Genomic DNA, 19679 nt, shown 5'->3' with positions numbered 1-19679 from the left:
CCACCTTCCTCAGAGTTTTGCCAGATAGGCGAGGCGCTCTTCGACGGCCTTCTTCTTCTCCCGCGCCGCTTCGAGCTTTTCGCGCTCTTTTTCCACGACGGCGGGCGGCGCCTTCTTGACGAAGCCCTCGTTCGCGAGCTTGCCGCCGAGGCGCTTCTCCTCGCCGACGAGGTTTGCCAATTCTTTTTCCAGACGCGCCTTTTCCTTCTCGACGTCGATGAGCCCCCTCAGAGGCAGGTAGACCTCAACACCCGAGACGATCGCCGCCATGGCATTCTCGGGCTTCGCCGCGCCGTCTTCCAAGACGGTCAGAGGCTCCGCCCACGAGAGCGCGGCGAAGTACGCGGCGTGCGCGGCGAATACGGGCGCGAGCGCCTTGTCCGCGAAGTGCAAAATGACCTCGCTCCTCTTGCCCGGCGCGGCCTCAACCTCGGCGCGCATGTTACGGATGCGCACGATCACTTCCATGATGCTCGCCATCTCGCGCTCCGCCGCCTCGTCGACGAGAGCCTTGTCCGCCTCGGGCCACGGCGCGATCATGACGCTCCTGCCCTCATGCGGCACGCGCTGCCAAATCTCCTCCGTGAGGAACGGCATGAAGGGGTGCAGCAGGCGAAGCGTGCGCTCCAAGACGTACGAGAGGACATACTGTGCCGTCTTCTTCGAGCGCTCGCCCGCCGCATCTTTGTCATAGAGCCGCGCTTTCGCCAACTCGATGTACCAGTCGCAGAACTCGCTCCAGATAAACTCGTAGATCATGCGCCCCGCTTCGCCCAGCTCGAACTTCTCCAGATTCTCCGTCACGCCCGCCGCCGTCTTCTGGCAGCGCGACAAGATCCAGCGGTCGGCGAGCGTATAGTCCTCCGCCGTCGGAGTGAAGCTCGCATCGAAGTCCTCCAAATTCATGAGCATGAAGCGCGAGGCATTCCACAGCTTGTTCGCGAAATTTCGCGCCGCTTCGACGCGCTCCCAGTAGAAGCGCATGTCGTTGCCCGGCGTGTTGCCCGTAATGAGCATGAAGCGCAGGGTGTCCGCGCCGTACTTGTCGATGACCTCGACGGGATCGATGCCATTGCCGAGCGACTTCGACATCTTGCGCCCCTCGCTGTCGCGCACGAGACCGTGGATGAATACGTGGCGGAAAGGGATGTCCTTGCCGAACTCCAAGCCCATCATGACCATGCGTGCGACCCAGAAGAAGATGATGTCATAGCCCGTCACGAGAACGCTCGTCGGGTAGAACTGCTTGAGTTCCGGCGTGGCATCAGGCCAGCCCATCGTCTCGAACGGCCAGAGTCCCGAGCTGAACCATGTATCGAGCACGTCCTCATCTTGGTGCAGATGGTGGCCGCCGCACTTCGGGCAGGTCTCGACGTCCTCGCGCGAGACGACCGTCTCCTTGCAGTCTTCGCAATACCACGCAGGGATGCGATGCCCCCACCAAAGCTGGCGCGAGATGCACCAGTCGCGGATGTTTTCGAGCCAGTTCACATAGATCTTCGTGAAGCGCTCGGGCACGAACTTGATGCGGCCGTCCTGCACCGCCTCGATCGCGGGCTTCGCGAGGCTCTCCATCTTCACGAACCACTGCTTGGAGACGAGCGGCTCGACCGTTGTATGGCAGCGCGAGCAGTGGCCGACGGCGTGCTCATGCTCCTCTGTGGAGACGAGAACGCCCGCCTCTTCGAGGTCTTTGACAAGCATCTTGCGGCACTCGTAGCGGTCGAGTCCCGCGTACTTGCCGAGACCTTCCGACATCGTGCCGTCATTTTCTATGACGCGCACCTGCGGCAGATCATGACGAAGCCCCATCTCGAAGTCGTTCGGATCGTGCGCAGGCGTGACCTTGACCGCACCCGTACCGAAGGCGGGATCGACGTACTCGTCGGCAAAGATGGGAATCGGACGGTTGACGATGGGCAGGATGACGTTCCTGCCGACGAGTTCCTTGTAGCGTGCATCATCGGGGTGCACGGCGATTCCCGTATCGCCGAACATCGTCTCCGGGCGCGTCGTCGCGATCTCGACATAGCCTTCGCCATCCTCGAAAGCATAGCGCAGATGCCAGAGATGACCCGCTTCCGTCTCGTGCTCGACTTCGATGTCCGAGAGTGCCGTATTGCATGACGGGCACCAATTCGTAATGCGCGTCCCCTGATAGATCAGCCCCTTCTCGTAAAGGCTCACGAAAACTTCGCGCACGGCGCGCGAGCAGCCCTCATCCATCGTGAAGCGCTCGCGCGCCCAGTCGCACGAAGAGCCGAGCGTTCGGAGCTGATACATGATGCGGCTGCCGTACTCCTCCTTCCACTGCCAGACGCGCTCCGTGAACTTCTCGCGCCCGAGTTCGTAGCGATTCGTCCCCTCTGCGCGAAGCGCCGCCTCCACCTTCGCCTGCGTCGCGATGCCCGCATGGTCGCAGCCCGGCATCCAAAGAGTATTATAGCCCTGCATGCGCCGCCAGCGGATCAAAATGTCCTGCAAGGTATTGTCGAGCGCATGCCCCATGTGCAGCTGCCCCGTCACATTAGGCGGCGGAATCACGATGGAAAACGGCTTCTTTCCCTCCTCGGGTTCGGCATGAAAGAGATCGTTCTTCTCCCAGAACTCGTACCATCTCTTCTCAAACGACTGCGGCTCATAAACCTTCGGGATATTATCCTTTGCCATGAAAAAACCTCCATACATGTCGCATTGACGCAAAAGTCCCCTGCAGGAAGCACGGACAGCCGCAAGACAAATCCCCGCAGCCCGCATAAACCTCCCGCAAACAAAAAATAAAGCTCTCCCGTCCGAAAGGACGGAAGAGCCTGCTTCCGTGGTACCACCTAACTTCCCGCAAGGCGAAACGCCCTGCAGCTCCAAGGCATAACGCCGCCGCCGCGCCCGCGCCTACGCACCGAACAGCAAAATATGCCATGCGGCTTCAGCCCGAAAGCTCCGAAGCGACCTTCCGCCGCCCGCCGCAGGGATTCTCACCAGCCATCCCCTCTCTGAAGCGGCGCTTGCAGCGTACTCCTCTTCCTCATCGCCTTTACCGACAAAAGGATACCATAAGAATGGCATTTTGGCAAGATGCGGCGACGCTCCCTTGCCGTTCACCCCTTCGCCGCTCGCTCCTTCTCGGCGAGCAGCGCCTCCAAATCCTCGCGCGTGAACGCGTACTTCTCGCCGCAGAAGTGACAGCAGACCTCCGCCTTGCCGTCGGCAACGAGGGACGCGAGATCCGCTGTACCTAGGCTCAGAAGCACGGACTCAACGCGCTCCTTCGAGCATGAGCAGCGAAAGGCGAGGTCAGTCTCGGCGAGGACTTGCATTTCGCCCAAGCCCTGCATGACGCGCTCGGCAATCTCGTGCGCTGTCATGCCCTGATGCACCATGTCGGAGACGGCGGGAAGCGCGGCAAGATTCTCCTCCAACTGGGAAAGCGATTCCTCCGACGCGCCCGGCAACGGCTGCACGAAGAAGCCACCAGCCGCCAGCACCGAAAGATCGGGCGCAACGAGCACGCCGAGCGCGACGGAAGACGGCGTCTGCTCCGAATCATACAGGTATCGCGTCAAGTCTTCGGCGATCTCGCCCGTGACGATCTCGGACGAGCCGGCGACAGGATCCTTGAGTCCCGTGAAGCGCGTGACCGTCAAGAGTCCCGTGCCGACACCCGCGCCGACGTCGAGCTTTCCCTTCGCGTTCAGCGGCAGATTTACGTGAGGATGCTCGACATAGCCGCGCACGAAGCCCTCGGGCACGGCATCCGCCACGATGGCGCCCAAGGGACCTGCGCCCGCGAACTTCACGGTCAGCGCCTCCTCGTTCTTGAGGTTCGCCGCGAGGAGCAGCGCCCCCGTCATCGTGCGGCCGAGAGCCGCCGCCGCGACGGGCAGGCAGTCGTGGCGGCGCACGGCTTCGCCGACGAGATGCGTCGTGCGCGCCGCATAAATGCGGAAGTCGCCCGCCATCGCCTTGACCAAGGTATCTTTCATCGGGAAAATTCCTCCTTCTTCAAGCAAGGCGGGTGGACACACAGCGTATCCACCCGCCTTATCTCTTATATTCATCATTCATCCCATGCGTAGAGCACAAGGATGTCGGGCGCATGGACGGCGTCGTAGAAAGCGATGATCTTGCGCCCCGCCGCCTTGCACCACGCATGGCGCAGCGCGCCGCCCTTGTCCGGTGACTTCTCTTCCGAGCTGAAGAAGTCCGCACGCTCCGCCTCCGTCAGCCCCAGCGATTCCAATGCGAGCGCCAGTACGCGCCGCAGAGCCAAAGAGCGCGGCGCAGGGGCCTTTTCGCTCTTCATGACGATGCTCGAAAGCGCCCCCGCCTCGTTGACGTTCAAAAAAAGCCTCCCCTTCTCCTCAATGCCGAGGAGTTCGGCCTCATAGACGCGGTAATTCTTGAGCTTCACGTCGTTCGACAGAAACGGCGCAGCAAGGCGCACGACGGAATCCTCGCGCTGAGCCGTATCGTTGTAACGCGCGACAAAGGCCGCCGCATCGAGATCCGAAACACGCACCGCATGGTTCGCCAGACAGACGCCTGCGCTCGTCACAAAAAATACGCCGGCAAGCGCAAGGCCGCGCAAAAAGTCATGCCACAAGGTCAAAAGACGCCTCCCCAAAGACTATCCAAGCCACTATTTCAATGTGCAAACTACACGCACAAACATCCACTTCGTGGACATTGTGCGCCGCCCTTAATGAAAGTTACCCAATCAGTCTGCGCCCTTCGGGCTTGACTTCTTGGACTTTCATAGTAAGCTCCATTATAGCACAACGGAGCGGGGATTCAAGGAAAATCGTGCCGCCACCTGCGCCCGCACGGATTATTTATAAGGAAGGGAATTGACAGTCTCATACCGATGTAGTACATTGTAATCAACGAAAGGAGTGATGGAAATGAGCTTTTCAATCCGACTGACGGACACGGAGCGGGCGCTCGCCGAAAGCTACGCGAAGCTGCATTCGCTCTCGCTCGCCGAAGCATTCAAGCGGGCGCTCTTCGAAAAGATCGAGGACGAGTACGACATCGCGCTTGCCGACGAGGCGTATGAGGAGTATCTGCGCAGCGGCAAGCAGGCAAGACCGATTGAGGAGTTGTGGAAGGAGCTGGATCTTGAAGATGACGTATACGGTGCAGACGACCGCCGCCTTCGATCGGGATTTCAAGAAGCTTGACAGCTATACGCGCCGCATCATTCGCGGCTGGATTGCCAAAAATCTCACGAACTCGGAAAATCCTCGTGCACACGGCAAGGCACTCACGGGTAACCACAAGGGCGAATGGCGCTACCGCATCGGCGACTACCGTCTGATCTGCGCCATCGAGGACGAGCGGCTCGTCATCCTCGCCCTCGCCCTCGGGCACAGGCGCGAGGTGTATTGACGTGCAGACGAGAGCATAACGATCTGCCGCACACGCCTTTGCCGCGAAGGTCCCAGACGCAAAAGACTTCGATTCTTCTTGCCTTTTCATCCGTCCCTAAGGTATACTGAAATCGTGATAATCGGTGTCATATTGGATTGAGGTGAAGAATATGATTTACACCGTGACATTCAACCCGTCGCTCGACTACATCCTGCGGCTCGACTCGCTCGAAAAAGGCGAGATCAACCGCGTGACGTACGAGCATATCCTGCCCGGCGGCAAGGGACTGAACGTGTCGATGGTCTTGAAGAACCTCGGCCACGCGAGCCGTGCGCTGGGATTCGTGGCGGGATTTACGGGCGAGGCTGTCAAAAAGCAGTTCGAGAGCTTCGGCTGCGAGGCGGACTTCGTACACCTCGCAGAAGGATTTTCGCGCATCAACGTGAAGATCAAGGCGAAGGAAGAGACGGAAATCAACGGACAAGGGCCGCAAATTACAGAGGCGGCGCAGGAGGAGCTTTTCCAAAAGCTTGAACAGCTCCAGGCGGGCGATACGCTCGTCCTGGCGGGCAGCATACCGAACACTTTGCCCGACGACATCTATGAGCGCATCATGGAACGACTCGGAGGACGCTCCATCCGCATCATCGTCGACGCGACGAAGGGGCTGCTCCTCAAGGTCTTGAAGTACGGGCCGTGGCTCATCAAGCCGAACAACCACGAACTCGGCGAGATGTTCGATACGGAGCTCAAGACAGAAGAGGAGCTGATCGCGCACGCGAAGAAGCTGCAGGAGATGGGCGCGAAGAACGTGCTGATCTCGATGGCGGGCGAAGGCGCGCTCTTCCTGACGGAAAGCGGAGAATCCTTCAAGAGTCCCGCGCCCAAGGGAACGCTCGTGAACTCTGTCGGCGCGGGCGATTCGATGGTCGCGGGCTTCCTCGCCGGCTACGAGGAGTCGGGCGGCTCGTGGCGTGACGCCTTCTTCATGGGCGTCGCGACAGGCTCTGCGTCGGCATTTTCCGAAAACCTCGCACGGCGCCCCGAAGTCGAGGCGCTATTGAAGGCCATCGGCTGAACGCCGGCTGAAAGAAAGGAGCGGTCGATATGCGTATTACGGACTTATTGAAGAGCGAGAGCATCATGCTCGGCGCACAACCGAAGGACAAGCGTGACGCCATCGCCATCTTGACGGGACTGATGGAAAAGGGCGGCAATCTCTCGGACAAGGCGCAGTACGAAAAGGACGTGCTCGCACGAGAAGCGTCGGGCACGACGGGACTCGGCGACGGCATCGCGACGCCGCACGCCAAGAGCGCGGGCGTCAAGGCGCCGGGGCTTGCAGCGATGACGGTGCCGGCGGGTATGGATTTCGAGGCGATGGACGGCAATCCCTCGCGCCTCTTCTTTGAAATCGCCGCGCCAGACACAGCAGCCGATGTGCATCTCGAAGTCCTGAGCAAACTCGCGACGATGATCATGGATCCCGACTTCAAGGAAGCTTTGGTCGCGGCGAAGTCGAAGGAAGAGTTCCTCTCGCTCATCGACGCGAAGGAAGATGGCAAATTCGAGGCTGCGGCAGAGCCTGCGCCCGCCGCAGCAGAAGCCGGCGCACAGGCAGCCGCACCAGTCGAAAGCACTGCGGCTCCTGCGGCAATCACCAAGAAGATCCTCGCCGTCACGGCGTGCCCGACGGGCATCGCCCACACCTTCATGGCGGCGGAAAGCCTGGAGCAGCACGCGAAGAAGCGCGGCATCCCCATCAAGGTGGAAACGAACGGCTCAGGCGGCGCAAAGAATATCCTGACGGCGGCGGAAATCGCCGACGCCGCATGCATCATCGTCGCGGCGGACAAGAACGTGGAGATGGCGCGTTTTGACGGCAAGCCCGTCATTCAGACGAAGGTCGCGAACGGCATCAACAAGGCGGACGCGCTCTTGGACGAGGCACTCTCCGGCACAGCGCCGATCTACCACCATGCGGGCGGCGCGGCTGCAGCGAAGGAAAGCGCGGCAGATGACGAGAGCATCACGCGCCAAATCTACAAGCATCTGATGAACGGCGTCTCGCACATGCTGCCGTTCGTCATCGGCGGCGGCATCTTGATCGCCCTCGCCTTCCTCCTCGACACCTTCGACCCCGCCAACCCCGGCAACTTCGGCTCAAATCTCTGGTACGCCAAGACCTTCATGGACATCGGCGGCATCTCCTTCGGCTTCATGCTGCCCGTGCTCGCAGGCTTCATCGCCATGAGCATCGCGGACAGGCCGGGACTCGCCGTCGGCTTCGTGGGCGGCGCGCTCGCCTCTTCGAGCGGCGCGGGCTTCTTGGGGGCGCTCATCGCAGGCTTCGTCGCGGGCTACGTCGTCAATGCGCTCAAGAAGGTCTTCGCCGATCTGCCGCACTCGTTGGAAGGCATCAAGCCCGTGCTTCTCTATCCACTCCTCGGCGTCTTCCTCGTGGGCGTCATCATGATCTTCGTGATCAACCCGCCCGTCGCCGGCATCAACAACTGGATGATCGAAACATTGAAGGGCATGGACACGTCGAGCCGCATCTTCATCGGCATCCTCATGGGCGGCATGATGGCGGTTGACATGGGCGGTCCCGTGAACAAGGCGGCGTACGTCGTCGGCACGGGCATGCTCGTATCGGGCGAATACGGCATCATGGCAGCGGTCATGGCGGGCGGCATGGTACCGCCGATCGCCATCGCTCTTGCGACGACGTTCTTCAAGAGCCGCTTCACGGAGCAGCAGAGGAAATCGGGCGTCGTCAACTATATCATGGGGCTTTCATTCATCACGGAGGGTGCGATCCCGTTTGCGGCGGCCGACCCCCTGCGCGTGATTCCGTCGTGCGTCATCGGCTCGGCGACAGCGGGCGGCCTGTCGATGTTCTTCGACTGCACGCTGCGCGCCCCGCACGGCGGCATCTTCGTCGTGCCGACGATCGGCAACCCGCTGCTCTATCTCGTCGCGATTTTCGCCGGCGCCGTCCTCAGCGCGCTCTGCCTCGGCATCGTCAAGAAGAAGGTCGAGGAATGACGGCACTGAAGAAGGACGGCACACGCTGAAATTCACTTGAAGGGACTGGAAACCATGCAGGAAACTCCCGTGCGCCTGCCGCACGATCACGGCCATCAAGGAGCCGCCCTGCCGCACATGCCCGATGCGGATACGCTCGCCACGGTATCGGCGGCCATGAAGCAGCTCGGCGACGCGACGCGGCTGCATATCTTCTGGTTCCTGTGCCATTACGAGGAATGTGTGATCAACATCGCCGCTTACATGCAGATGTCGAGTCCGGCGATCTCGCACCACTTGCGGCTCTTGAAGGCGAGCGGCCTCATCACCTCGCGGCGCGAAGGCAAGGAGATGTACTACCGCGCGGCCGAGACGCCGCTCGTCGAAGAACTGCACCACACAGTTGAACGAGTCGGACGCATCTCATGCCCGCGATAAGAAAAAACAGGCGCAAGGCAAGCGTGCTTGCCTTGCGCCTGTTTTCCATAAAAAGTAAAGGAGGATTCCATGTCATATACAGATTTTCAAATCGGCGAGAAGTTTCCCCTGCCCATCCGCCAGCAAGGCGAGGGCGGACTTTTTCAAGTCGATGCGAACGGCGCGATGTTCATTTTGCAGCTCGCCAAGAGCGACATCATCGCCATCGAGGCCTTTCGCACGGGAGAGATGGAGCTTGCCCTCTACGAGAAGGAAGGCGTCCTCTTCCTTCTCTATCGGATTCCCGGCATCTTCAAGGACGGCTGGGGGGACGCGCCGCTTTCCTTCGGCGGTCTTTCCAACGAGCATCTGCCGTCAGAGGAGTCGCTCGCGAGAGCATCGCTGCACCTCTGCCTCGTCGACGCGCGGCTTTCCCTGCTGCTCGCACAGCGCGAGGCGCAGATGCCCGCCCCGTTCGCCGATTTTTTGCACCGCCACACGCTTTCCGCCTTGGAAGCGCCTCTCGCGCCGCAGGACTTCGCCGCGCGCGTGCAAAGCATCTGGCAGCGCATGAGTCCCGCCGAGATGCGCGAGAAGGCCGCCGTCGTCTGGGAGATTCCGCTCGCGCTCAAGGGCGCTGCGCTGCATTGACGCGCACGAGGAAAGGAGAATTCGCATGAAGCCGAAAATCTGCATACTGACGACGGGCGGCACGATCGCAGGCGCGGCGGCGCGTTCCGATGCGCTCACAGGCTACCGCGCGGGCGCACTCGGCGCGGACGAACTTCTCGCCGCCGTGCCCGAAATTGCAGACGTCTGCGCCATCGACAGTGAGGAGGTCTCCGCCATCGACAGCAAGGACATGACGGAGGCAGTCTGGCTGCATCTTGCCGCCCGCATCGAGGCGGCGCTCGCAGCGGGCGCGGCGGGTGTCGTCGTCACGCACGGCACGGATACGCTCGAAGAGACAGCGTACTTCCTGCAGCTTGTCGTAAAGAGCGAAAATCCCGTCGTCCTGACGGGCGCGATGCGTCCCGCGACGGCGCTATCCGCTGACGGCCCCCTGAACCTCCTCGACGCTGTGCGACTTGCCGCCAGCCCCGAAGCGCACGGACAGGGTGCGCTCGTCGTGCTGAACGGCGAAATCCACAGCGCACGCGACATCCAAAAGGTGCATACGACGGCCGTGCAGGCGTTCGCCTCGCCCGATGTCGGCGCGCTCGGCCGCATGGAAGAAGGGATACCGCATTTTCGCCGACGCGTGCTCACGCGCCATACACGCGAGAGCGAATTCGACCTTGCGGGCGTGACGGCTCTTCCCTATGTACCGATCCTCTACGGCCATGCGGGCGCGGACGCCCGCCTCGCCCGCGCCGCCATCGACAGCGGCGCGGCGGGCATCGTCCATGCGGGTACAGGCAACGGCAGCATACACGAAGCGCTGCTCGCGACGCTCGCCGACGCAGCAGGGAAAGGCATCCCCATCGTGCGCGCGAGCCGCACGGGCGCGGGTGCAGTTCTCTTCGCCGAGAGCGCCTACGCGGACGCGGGCTTCATCGACGCCGACACGCTGCCGCCCGCCAAGGCGCGCATCCTGCTCGCTCTCGCGCTCTTAAAGACAAACGACCGCGACGAAATCCGGCGCATGTTCCGCGAATATTGACACAAAAGGGCTTTCATGCACAGACAACAGCGCATGAAAGCCCTTTCCCCAAAAGACGCGTGAAGAAGTCTTGTGCGTCCCACTGGAATAACTGCCCGCGATGGAGTATAATAGAGAGAGTATGATTTGGGGTCGTGTGCCGTCCGAAGGGAGAGTTACATGAAGGCCTATGAGTTGAAAATCGCTTTGCGCGGACAGTCGCCGGAGGTTTGGCGGCGCGTTCTCGTGCCCGAGGAGCTGACGTTTTCACAGCTCGCACTCGTCTTCAACCTGGCGATGGGTTGGGAGAAGGAAACGGTGTTCTCCTTCCTGCTGCCGCACAAGAAGATGGTCATCACCGAACTGTCGGAAGAGCAGGCGCATGGCGAGCGCCTGAAAGAAGCTGCCGTGGTGCAAATCTGCTGCCATCTGGAACGTGCGGGCGCTTTTCTTTACCTCTACGCAAACCGGCGCGAAATGCGCCACGACGTGCATCTGGAAAAGATTGTCGAGCCGTGGAGCGGCAGAGCGCCGCAGGTGCTCGAATGGAGCGGTGCGCGCACGGCGGCAGCAGTACTCGAAGGCGCGAAAGATGCGGAAGACAGCGTCCGCTACGACATGGACGCCGTGAACGAGAAGCTCGCCCTTTGGTGCCGCCTTGACCGACGGCGCTACGAGGATCGCCCGCTGGCAAAGCTGTACGAGGATATGGAGGCGGGGAGATACGGCTTTTCCGCCTACAAGTACAAGATGCGCTCCATCGAGGGGACGAACGCCACGCCGGAAGCGCAGAAGACCTTCTTTTCCACGGTCTTTCACCAGCGCCTGCAGGATACGGAGGACGAAGAGCGCGTGCCGCCGACGCTTCGCGACATGTTCGCAGGCTTCGCCAAGGAAGAGCTGCTCTCGATTGCCGATCAAAAGGGCATCGAGGTGCGCCACGGCATGCGCAAGCAGGACATCATCCGTCAGCTGACGAAGCAGATGCTCGATCCTCGCGTCATGGAAGAGTACTTCCTCTGCCTGAGCGACGAAGAGGTCCTTTCCCTGCAGCAGCTGCTCGCGAACCTTGACGACTTCGAGGAAGAACCGCAGCACAACTTCGAGACCCTTTCGACTGCGGGCTACATCGCCGAAACGCCCGAATTTGAACTCGTCATCTCGCGCGATGTCGCCGCAGGATTCATCCCCTTCGCCGTGGACATGGGCGAGGAGCTGTACAACAGGCGCAGAAGGCGCACATGGCTCATCAACACGATTCTCACGGCGAACGTCCTCTACAGCGTGACGCCGCTCGACATCCTGTGCCGCATCTACAACCAAGGCGGCATCGGCGACCTGAAGCCTGCGGAACTCAAAAAGGAAATGGAAAAGATTCCGCCCGAGTTCCTCGCCGGCTACTGGCAGCGAGGCGACGTCTTCATCTCCGAAGGGCTGGACGAAGAGGAGATCCGCGTCATCCTGGAATCGCAGGGCGACGGCGACTTCTACATCCCCGCCACAGAGGAAATCCCTCTCTTCGCACAGGGGCTTGCGCTTTCCGATCCGAACGACGAGCAGGCGCTGGGTCTCTTCTTCCACGAAACGCTCTCCTACGATGAGGAGGAAACCGTGGAAATCATGCGGCACATCCATTGGACACTGCTCGCGGGCGCTCCCGTTTCCTTCGTGCGCGACATGCTTAAGGACGACGGCTATTTTGACGCTCTGACGAAGGAACAGGACGTCACCCTGCGCCGCCTGCTGAACCGACTGCACGACAGCACGCGCTCCGTCGCGAACCGCGGCTTCACGACGAACGAGATCAAGGAGCGACAGCAAGCAGCACGCGCAAAAAAAGAAGAGCGCAAGAAGGCCTCACGCCAAAAAGTCATTTTTTTGAAAGACAGGAACAAGGAGAAATCACATTGAGCAATCTGGACGTAGGTATCGTAGGTCTGCCGAATGTCGGCAAGAGCACCCTTTTCAACGCGATTACGAAGGCGGGCGCAGAAGCGGCGAACTATCCCTTCTGCACGATCGAGCCGAACGTCGGCGTCGTCGACGTGCCCGACGCTCGCCTTGCGGTGCTGCACGAGATGTACCAGTCGAAGAAGACGACACCCGCCTCCGTGCGCTTCGTCGACATCGCCGGCCTCGTCGCTGGCGCGTCGAAGGGCGAAGGACTCGGCAACAAGTTCCTCGAGCACATCCGGCAGGTCGATGCCATCGCCCACGTTGTGCGCTGCTTCGAGGATACGAACATCACGCACGTCGCGGCGACAATCGACCCCGTGCGCGACATCGAGACGATCTTGACGGAGCTGTGCCTCGCCGATCTCGAAGTCCTCGAAAAGCGCATCATGAAGCTCGCCAAGCTCGCCAAGAGCGGCAGCAAGGAGGCGAAAGCGGAGGACGAGGTGCTGCGCCGCATCAAGGCTTGCCTCGAAGAGGGCAAGTCGGCCAGAAGCCTCGATCTCACGGAGGACGAGCTATCGCTCATCCGCGAGATGAACTTCCTGACCTTGAAGCCCATGCTCTACGTCGCCAACGTCGCCGAGGACGAGGCGGCAAAGGACGGCGCGGGAAATGCGCACGTCGCCGCCGTGCGCGACTACGCGGCAAAGGAAGGATCGGAAGTCGTCGTCGTCTCGGCGCGCGTAGAGTCGGAAATCGCCGAACTCGACGCAGAAGATGCGAAGGCCTTCCTCGAAGAACTCGGCCTTACGGAAAGCGGACTCGACCGTCTGATCAAGGCGGCGTTCGAGCTTCTGGGACTCTTGACGTTCCTGACGGCAGGGCCGGACGAGTGCCGCGCCTGGACGATCGTGCGCGGCACGACAGCGCCCAAAGCGGCGGGCAAGATTCACTCCGACATCGAACGCGGCTTCATCCGCGCGGAGATCGTCAACTACGACGACCTCGTCGCTGCGGGCAGCACGGCGGCCGCCCGCGAAAAGGGGCAGGTGCGCCTCGAAGGCAAGGACTATGTGATGCAGGACGGCGACGTGACGTACTTCCGCTTCAACGTGTGAGTTTGCAGCGCGTGATACTGGGGACGGGGCGCGTGCGCCGCTTCCCCGATCTATTTCTATCGCAATAGGAGGCGGCGGCCATGACAGCACAAAAGCGGATCTTTGCGGCAGTCCTGCTCACGTCCTTCATGGGGCCGTTTCTCGGCAGCTGCATCAACATCGCCATCCCGACGATCGCCGTGGAGTTCTCGTGCCTCGCGACGGATCTCTCGTGGCTCGCGACCGCCTTCCTCTTGGGTGCCGTCGCCCTGCTCCTGCCTTTTGGCCGCATGGCGGACATCCTCGGCCGATGTCGCATCTACGCGATCGGCACGGCGGCGATGGCCGCCGTCTCCTTCGTCGCGGCGTTTTCCCCCTCGGTCTCCTTCCTCATCGCCATGCGCGCCCTGCAGGGACTGTCCCTAGGACTCGTCTTTTCGAGCGGCATGGCGCTCCTCGTGGCGGCACATCCCGCGAAGCAGCGCGGGCGCGCCATCGGCTACTCCGCCGCCGCCACCTACGTCGGACTGTCCTTGGGGCCTGTGATCGGTGGTCTCGTCACGCAGCACCTGGACTGGCGGCTTCTCTTCGTCCTCACAGCCATCGTCATCCTCGTGAGCAGCCTGCTCGTGCGCACGATCAAAGAAGATTGGTACGGCGAGCGAGAAGGCGGCTTCGATCTGCCCGGCGCAATCTTCTACACGGCAGCGAGCACGCTGACGCTCTACGGGCTTTCCTCTCTCGCCGCCTTCACCTGGATGCGTTTCGTACTGCTCGCGGGACTCGTCTTTCTCGCGCTCTTTCTTTGGCAAGAGCGGCGGGCGAGCACGCCGCTCCTTCATCTCTCGCTCTTTAAAAACACGGTCTTTGCCATGAGCAACCTCGCCGCGTTTTTGAACTACAGCGCGACGTATGCGATCGGCTTCTTGCTCTCGCTCTACCTGCAGCTCGTGCGCGGCCTCGACGCTTCGACGGCGGGCGTCGTCCTGCTCCTGCAGCCCTTGATGATGGCGATCCTCTCGCCCATCGCGGGAGCGCTCTCCGACAAACACGAGCCGCGCCTCGTCGCGAGCTTCGGCATGGCACTGACGACCGCGGGCATCTTCTTCTGCTCGCTCTTCGATGCCGGGACGCCGCTTCCCCTCATCGCAGCTGCCTGCGTCATCATCGGCATCGGTTTCGGCTTCTTCTCGCCGGCAAACAACAATGCCATCATGGGTGCCGTCTCCAAGAAGCTCTACGGCGTCGCCTCTTCCATGGTCTCGGTCATGCGCCTCTCGGGACAGGCTGTCTCCATGGCGGTCGTGACCCTGCTGCTCGCACAAGCGACACTTCCCGCAGCCGCCGACTGGACGGAGGAACTTTCAGCGGCGATCCGCCTCATCTTCTCCTGTCTGACCGTCTCATGCGTTGCCGGCGTCATCGCCTCGCTCATGCGCGGCAGGAGAAAAACAGCCGAAGAGGACGCGAGCGGATATGAATGACGGAAAGGAGTGCAGCCATGCAGCGCTATGAACCGGGCGACATCGTGCGCATGAAGAAGCGCCACCCGTGCGGCAGCGACCTCTGGCGCATCCTGCGCACAGGCACGGACTTCGGCCTCAAATGCGAAGGCTGCGGGCGCTTCGTACAGATCGGGCGCGAGAAATTTCTGCGCCTCGTGCGCGAGGTCAAGGAAAAGCCGGACACTTAAAGCCATTCCTTCGGGTGATAAAAGCATGAATGAAAGGAGGAGAAGCGACATGGAAAGCGGCAAGAGCGATAAGAGTGGCAAGACGAGCCTTTTTCCTGTCGCCATGCCTCCGGCATCGACGAAGGAAAAGCAGCTGATCGCCATCGGCGCCTCGACGGGCGGTACGGAAGCGATCGCGGCCATCCTCAAGAACCTCGCGCCGCCGCTCCCTCCCATCGTCATCGTGCAGCACATCCCGCCCATCTTCAGCAACCACTTTGCGCACAGACTCAACGCCATATCGAAGCTCACAGTCAAAGAAGCCGAGGACGGCGAAGCCATCAAGGACTCGACCGCCTACATCGCGCCCGGCGGCCAGCACATGAAGCTCGAAAGGCGCTCGGGCAGGCTCATCGTCACATGCACGAAGGGCGACCCCGTGAACTGGGTGCGCCCGTCCGCCGACGTCCTCTTCTTCACCGTCGCAGAACTCGTCGGCGACGCAGCGCTCGGCGTCATCCTCACGGGCATGGGCGCGGACGGCGCGAAGGGACTCTTCGCCATGCGCCGCGCGGGCGCCATGACGTTCGGTCAGGACGAAACCTCATGCGTCGTCTACGGCATGCCGCGCGCGGCCTTCGAGTTGGGAGCAGTCGAACGCCAACTGCCGCTCGCGATGATGGCCGGCGCGATCACGCAGGCCGTGCGCGGGCGATAGAAAGGACTTTTATGGAAATCAGCAACCTCGCCTGCCCCAACTGCGGCAGTGAAAACACAGTATCCGTTCCTCTCATGTACAAGAGAGGCCACGCCACGGGAACGGCAACGCATAAGGAAATCGTCGGCTACGACGTAGAAACGACGACAACCACCTATTCAGACGGCTCGAAAAAAACAGAAGAGACCGGCCGGCATGCCGTCTACGGCGATGTCACGCGCCCAACTTACACGGTCACGGATCTTGCCCGTGAGATCGCTCCGCCGCCCGAGCCAAAGCTCAAGCAACTTGAACATGACACTATGACGGTTGGCTGCGTTTCTTTTGGTTGCCTGCTACCAATCCTGTCGCTTGTCATAAGCCTAGTGGCCTACAAATTTTCAAAGCTCTCGGGTCTGGAAAATACCTTGACCTATATCGCTGCGGCACTCGTCATTTGGAAACTCTGGAACGACCGCAGAACTACAAACAAGAAAAATCGCGCACGGAAAGAAGAATATGATCAGGCCATGGAAGAATATACGCGCCGTCTTGCGGAGTGGGAAAAACTCTTCATCTGCATGCGCTGTGGTCATATCTTTAAGCCATAGCCTCCTTCCGAAAAAAACGAGCGACTGTATGAGACATCTCCCCGTTTCATACAGTCGCTCGTTTTCTTCTCTACAAATCCCTTATATCTCACAAATCCCGATCCTGCGCAGATAATTATATGTTCCATCATAATATTCTGGTCTACGCGTAGCATCACTTAAGTCACCTTGCGGTATGAAAATGACCAGTCCCTGTCTCGCTCTCGTCAGAAGAACCCGATAGGCAAAATCTGATCTGCTTCACATGCAAGAAAACCTTGGATTTCACTGGAATAATACGCTCTTCCCACCTTATTTCCCCCCTGAATATCCGTCACATTCCTCCTTCGTGCCTTTTCACGCCCGCGCCTCGTACGGATAGACCGTGAGTGCGCCCTCCTTGTACTCGCCGATGTAGACATCCTTGAGTTCATATCCCTGCTCTCGAAGCGCCGCGTCGAGCCAGATCCGATCCTTGTCGGCAAGTTCCAAGGCTTCCTCATCTGCCTGTCCGTCGACGACGACGGGATAGCGTGCGTTCTGCTCGCCGTACTGGATGACCGTGAGCTGACCGTTCGGCTCAAGAACGGCACGCTTGACGTCCTTGACGAAATAGACGCCCGCCGTGCGCAGTTTCAGATGGATGTCGTGCGCGAGGAGTCCCCGCCTCATGCACTCTTCGACGTCGAGCTTGCCGCGCTCGATGATGCGCACGGGATGTCCGTCGACGAAGGATTTGACGGCGCTGCTGTTCGACTTCATGTATTTCAGGAGCAGGACGAGCATTGTCCAAGCGATGAGCACGAGGATGAAGTCCATGAAAGAAATATTCTCGTTGTATATGACGCCGCCGATGATGCCGCCGAGAACGTAGTTCTGCACCTGATCGGTCGCGGAGCTAGGCGCGAGATTTCCCTTGCCGAGGAGATTCATCTGCAGCACGAGGCACAGAAGCCCGAGCGCAAGTTTTGCCAAGACCAGCGAATATGTGAGCATTGCGCGTCCCTCCTAAGAATCCTTGTCAACAAGCTTCACGTCACGCGTCATCAGATGCGTCTCCTCGTACTTGAAGGACGTGTAATCGCCGTTGAACGTGATCTCGTAATACTTGCCCTCCGCTTCGACGAGAAGTCCCTGCTTGAGATGGGTGGAACTCGTGCGAATCTCCTCGGGCGGCACCTCCATCTCCTCGCCGAGATTGTGCAAAAATCCCGCCATGCGCGAAGTCTGCTCGCGATCACTCTTCGTCTGGCTGAAGCTATTCCACTGTGCACCGCCCAGGAAGGCGACGGCGAGGAAGAGGATGACGATGAGGTCGCGATAGCGCGTGACGAGACGGTTGCGAAAATACTTGATGATGGCAACGAGCAGCGCGAAAAGCATGAGAAAAGACACGCCGTACCGTACAGCGTCGTTGATCTGACTGTGCTGCACGATGTAAGCATAGGTATAGAACTGCAAGAAAAGCACCTCCCATAGTGCGGTGAGCCGCCGCAAAAAAAGAACTGCCGCGAGAGCGCAGCCTCAGCGCACAAAGTACGGTTTCAACAGCAATGTGAGGAAAAAGACGGCGGCGGCGACGACGACGATGCTCGCGCCCGCCGCCATGTTGCAGTAGTAGGCGAGCAAGAGTCCCGCAACGCCCGAAAGGAGCGCGATGGCAACGGAGAGCAGATGGTAGCTCTTGACGTCCTGCGCGATATTTCTCGCGGCGGCTGCGGGCAGCACGAGCAGCGAGTTGATGATGAGAAGCCCGACCCACTGGATGCTGACGGCGACGACGACGGCGAGCACGGAAGCAAAAAGCCCCTCCGTGAGGAAGGCGGCGACGCCTCGGCTTCTAGCGAACGACGCGTTGATCGAGAGCACGAGAAGCGAGTTGAACACGAGAGCCCAGACGAGGACGACGGCGAGAAAGACGAAGAAGAGCGAGCCGATTTCCTCGGGCGAGATGGAAAGAAGATCGCCGATCAGGTATGAGGAATATTTGTTGAAGCCGCCGCCCCGGCTCATGAGCATGAGGCCGAGCGCGATGCCCGTAGACGAGAAGACGCCGATGATCGTGTCCGTCGACGCGCTGCTGCGGTTCTTGATGTAGGTGATGAGGAGCGCGAAGACAACGGAGAATGCGACGAGCGAGAGGAGCGGCGAGAGCCAACCCAAGAGCACGCCGACGGCAAGCCCCGTGAAAGCGCCGTGTCCCAGAGAGTCTGAGAAGAACGCCATGCGGTTCGACACGACCATCGTGCTCAGAAGCCCGAAGAGCGGCGTCACGAGCAGCACGGCGAGAAAGGCGTTCTTCATGAAGCCGTGCTGCAGCCAGTCGAAGGGCAGAGCGCCGAGAAGCGTATAGAGGATTTCCATCAGTGCCTCACCCCTTCCTTCTCCGACTCGACCTGCAGTGACTCATTTATCAGAGCTTCATCCTGCAGCGCATCGGGCGCCGTCTCCATTTTCTGCGGCGCTGCGCCCGCGAGCATACCGAAGATCTTCTTCGTCCGCGCATCGCCGAAGACCTCAGCGGGCGTGCCGCTCGTGACAACTTTATGGTCGAGCAGCACGACCTGGTCGGCATACTTTGCAACGAGGTTCAGATCGTGCGAAATCAGAATGATCGCCATGTCCTCTTGGGCGCGAAGCTCGGCAACGATATTGTAAAAAAGCTCCAAGCCGTTCTGGTCGACGCCCGAAACAGGCTCATCGAGGAGCAGCAGGTCGGGCACGGGATCGAGCGCGAGCGCAAGAAGCACGCGCTGCAGTTCGCCGCCCGACAGTGCGCCGAGCCGTCGGTCGACAAGGTGCTCGGCATGGACGCGCGCGAGGCTCTTCAAGACGCGCGGCCTCAAGGACTTCGCAGGAAAGAGCCAGACGGGGCGGCGCGAGAGGCACGCCATGAAGATGTCCATGACGCTCGTCGGCGAACTGACGTCGAAGCGCAGGTACTGCGGCACATAGCCGATGACGGGCTGCCCCGTGCGCCGTCCCGCAGCGTCCGCATAGGAAAGCCTCCCCTTGTGCGGCACTTCGCCGAGGATGGCGCGAAGGAGCGTCGATTTTCCCGCGCCGTTCGGCCCGATGAGCGCCGTGAGCTGTCCGCAGTGGACGTGAAGGTTCACGCCCGAAAAGATTTCCACGCGCCCAAAGGATACGGCGAAGTCTTCGATCTTCGTGCAGCAGAGATGACCGCTGTCGTCCGCGGAACGCGCACGGTGATGCAAGATATTCTTGAACAAGGAGACGCCCCTTTCTAAGGAAGCATAGATAAAAATGT

Annotated in this window: 20 protein-coding genes and 1 other annotated feature; of the genes, 13 read left to right on the top strand and 7 right to left on the bottom strand. The window is 60.6% G+C overall.

The genetic code is table 11. The annotated features are described in order from the left end of the window. Positions 1–9 precede the first annotated feature (9 nt). From HMPREF1153_RS06545 to HMPREF1153_RS06530, 3 genes are all read right to left on the bottom strand, one after another. Complete coding sequence (locus HMPREF1153_RS06545) at positions 10–2670, bottom strand: valine--tRNA ligase (protein WP_009646131.1); 2661 nt, start codon at positions 2668–2670, stop codon at positions 10–12. Between the two features lie 123 nt (positions 2671–2793). Next, positions 2794–3038, bottom strand: a binding site (T-box leader). A gap of 60 nt (positions 3039–3098) precedes the next feature. Next, positions 3099–3983, bottom strand: coding sequence for an Hsp33 family molecular chaperone HslO (gene hslO / locus HMPREF1153_RS06535; protein ID WP_009646162.1), 885 nt, complete (start codon positions 3981–3983; stop codon positions 3099–3101). A gap of 74 nt (positions 3984–4057) precedes the next feature. Beyond that, positions 4058–4609 (bottom strand): hypothetical protein, encoded by a 552-nt coding sequence (locus tag HMPREF1153_RS06530; RefSeq protein ID WP_009646153.1) that lies wholly within the window; start codon positions 4607–4609, stop codon positions 4058–4060. Between the two features lie 292 nt (positions 4610–4901). On the opposite strand from HMPREF1153_RS06530, the gene relB reads away from it, so the two are divergent. The 13 genes from relB to HMPREF1153_RS06465 all read left to right on the top strand — a co-directional run bounded on the left by relB (position 4902) and on the right by HMPREF1153_RS06465 (position 16429). Then, positions 4902–5180 carry a type II toxin-antitoxin system RelB family antitoxin gene (relB, locus tag HMPREF1153_RS06525; RefSeq protein WP_009646165.1) on the top strand — a complete coding sequence of 93 codons (279 nt, stop codon included), beginning with the start codon at positions 4902–4904 and terminating at the stop codon, positions 5178–5180. Next, positions 5125–5388 carry a type II toxin-antitoxin system RelE family toxin gene (locus HMPREF1153_RS06520; protein ID WP_037370118.1) on the top strand — a complete coding sequence of 88 codons (264 nt, stop codon included), beginning with the start codon at positions 5125–5127 and terminating at the stop codon, positions 5386–5388. The genes relB and HMPREF1153_RS06520 overlap by 56 nt, the downstream gene beginning before the upstream one ends. Positions 5389–5539: 151 nt before the next feature. Further along, positions 5540–6448: a 1-phosphofructokinase gene (gene pfkB / locus HMPREF1153_RS06515; RefSeq protein WP_009646155.1), complete on the top strand. Its 909-nt coding sequence runs from the start codon at positions 5540–5542 to the stop codon at positions 6446–6448. Positions 6449–6477: 29 nt separating this feature from the next. Further along, positions 6478–8418, top strand: coding sequence for a PTS fructose transporter subunit IIABC (locus HMPREF1153_RS06510; protein ID WP_009646149.1), 1941 nt, complete (start codon positions 6478–6480; stop codon positions 8416–8418). 36 nt (positions 8419–8454) lie between these two features. After that, positions 8455–8835 (top strand): ArsR/SmtB family transcription factor, encoded by a 381-nt coding sequence (locus HMPREF1153_RS06505; RefSeq protein ID WP_232208232.1) that lies wholly within the window; start codon positions 8455–8457, stop codon positions 8833–8835. A 69-nt stretch (positions 8836–8904) separates the two neighbouring features. Further along, entirely contained in the window at positions 8905–9465 is a 561-nt protein-coding gene (locus HMPREF1153_RS06500) for a hypothetical protein (protein WP_009646159.1), read from the top strand. 25 nt (positions 9466–9490) lie between these two features. Beyond that, positions 9491–10477: an asparaginase gene (locus tag HMPREF1153_RS06495; protein ID WP_009646134.1), complete on the top strand. Its 987-nt coding sequence runs from the start codon at positions 9491–9493 to the stop codon at positions 10475–10477. 159 nt (positions 10478–10636) lie between these two features. Then, positions 10637–12367 carry an IS1096 element passenger TnpR family protein gene (locus HMPREF1153_RS06490; RefSeq protein ID WP_009646136.1) on the top strand — a complete coding sequence of 577 codons (1731 nt, stop codon included), beginning with the start codon at positions 10637–10639 and terminating at the stop codon, positions 12365–12367. Continuing rightward, positions 12364–13470, top strand: a complete 1107-nt coding sequence (gene ychF / locus HMPREF1153_RS06485; RefSeq protein WP_009646158.1) for a redox-regulated ATPase YchF — start codon at positions 12364–12366, stop codon at positions 13468–13470. The genes HMPREF1153_RS06490 and ychF overlap by 4 nt, the downstream gene beginning before the upstream one ends. Before the next feature lie 80 nt (positions 13471–13550). After that, a complete protein-coding gene (locus HMPREF1153_RS06480) occupies positions 13551–14933 on the top strand; it encodes an MFS transporter (RefSeq protein ID WP_009646122.1) in 1383 nt (460 codons plus the stop codon). Next, positions 14930–15142, top strand: a complete 213-nt coding sequence (locus HMPREF1153_RS06475; RefSeq protein WP_006194016.1) for a DUF951 domain-containing protein — start codon at positions 14930–14932, stop codon at positions 15140–15142. Before HMPREF1153_RS06480 ends, HMPREF1153_RS06475 begins: the two co-directional genes overlap by 4 nt. 49 nt (positions 15143–15191) lie before the next feature. Next, complete coding sequence (locus HMPREF1153_RS06470; protein ID WP_009646147.1) at positions 15192–15839, top strand: CheB methylesterase domain-containing protein; 648 nt, start codon at positions 15192–15194, stop codon at positions 15837–15839. A gap of 11 nt (positions 15840–15850) precedes the next feature. Beyond that, complete coding sequence (locus HMPREF1153_RS06465; RefSeq protein ID WP_037370113.1) at positions 15851–16429, top strand: hypothetical protein; 579 nt, start codon at positions 15851–15853, stop codon at positions 16427–16429. Between the two features lie 336 nt (positions 16430–16765). Here the strand turns inward: HMPREF1153_RS06465 and HMPREF1153_RS06460 are convergent, their stop codons facing one another. From HMPREF1153_RS06460 to HMPREF1153_RS06445, 4 genes are all read right to left on the bottom strand, one after another. Then, positions 16766–17404, bottom strand: coding sequence for a DUF421 domain-containing protein (locus HMPREF1153_RS06460; RefSeq protein WP_009646156.1), 639 nt, complete (start codon positions 17402–17404; stop codon positions 16766–16768). A gap of 12 nt (positions 17405–17416) precedes the next feature. Next, positions 17417–17869 carry a DUF3290 domain-containing protein gene (locus HMPREF1153_RS06455; protein ID WP_009646167.1) on the bottom strand — a complete coding sequence of 151 codons (453 nt, stop codon included), beginning with the start codon at positions 17867–17869 and terminating at the stop codon, positions 17417–17419. Between the two features lie 63 nt (positions 17870–17932). Further along, complete coding sequence (locus HMPREF1153_RS06450; RefSeq protein WP_009646150.1) at positions 17933–18772, bottom strand: metal ABC transporter permease; 840 nt, start codon at positions 18770–18772, stop codon at positions 17933–17935. Beyond that, on the bottom strand, positions 18772–19641 hold the full coding sequence (locus tag HMPREF1153_RS06445) for a metal ABC transporter ATP-binding protein (protein WP_009646146.1): 870 nt from the start codon (positions 19639–19641) through the stop codon (positions 18772–18774). The genes HMPREF1153_RS06450 and HMPREF1153_RS06445 overlap by 1 nt, the downstream gene beginning before the upstream one ends. Positions 19642–19679: the final 38 nt, after the last annotated feature.

The organism is Selenomonas sp. CM52 (genome assembly GCF_000292955.1).
Lineage (GTDB): Bacteria > Bacillota > Negativicutes > Selenomonadales > Selenomonadaceae > Selenomonas.
This window is presented reverse-complemented; position numbering and strand designations above follow the sequence as displayed.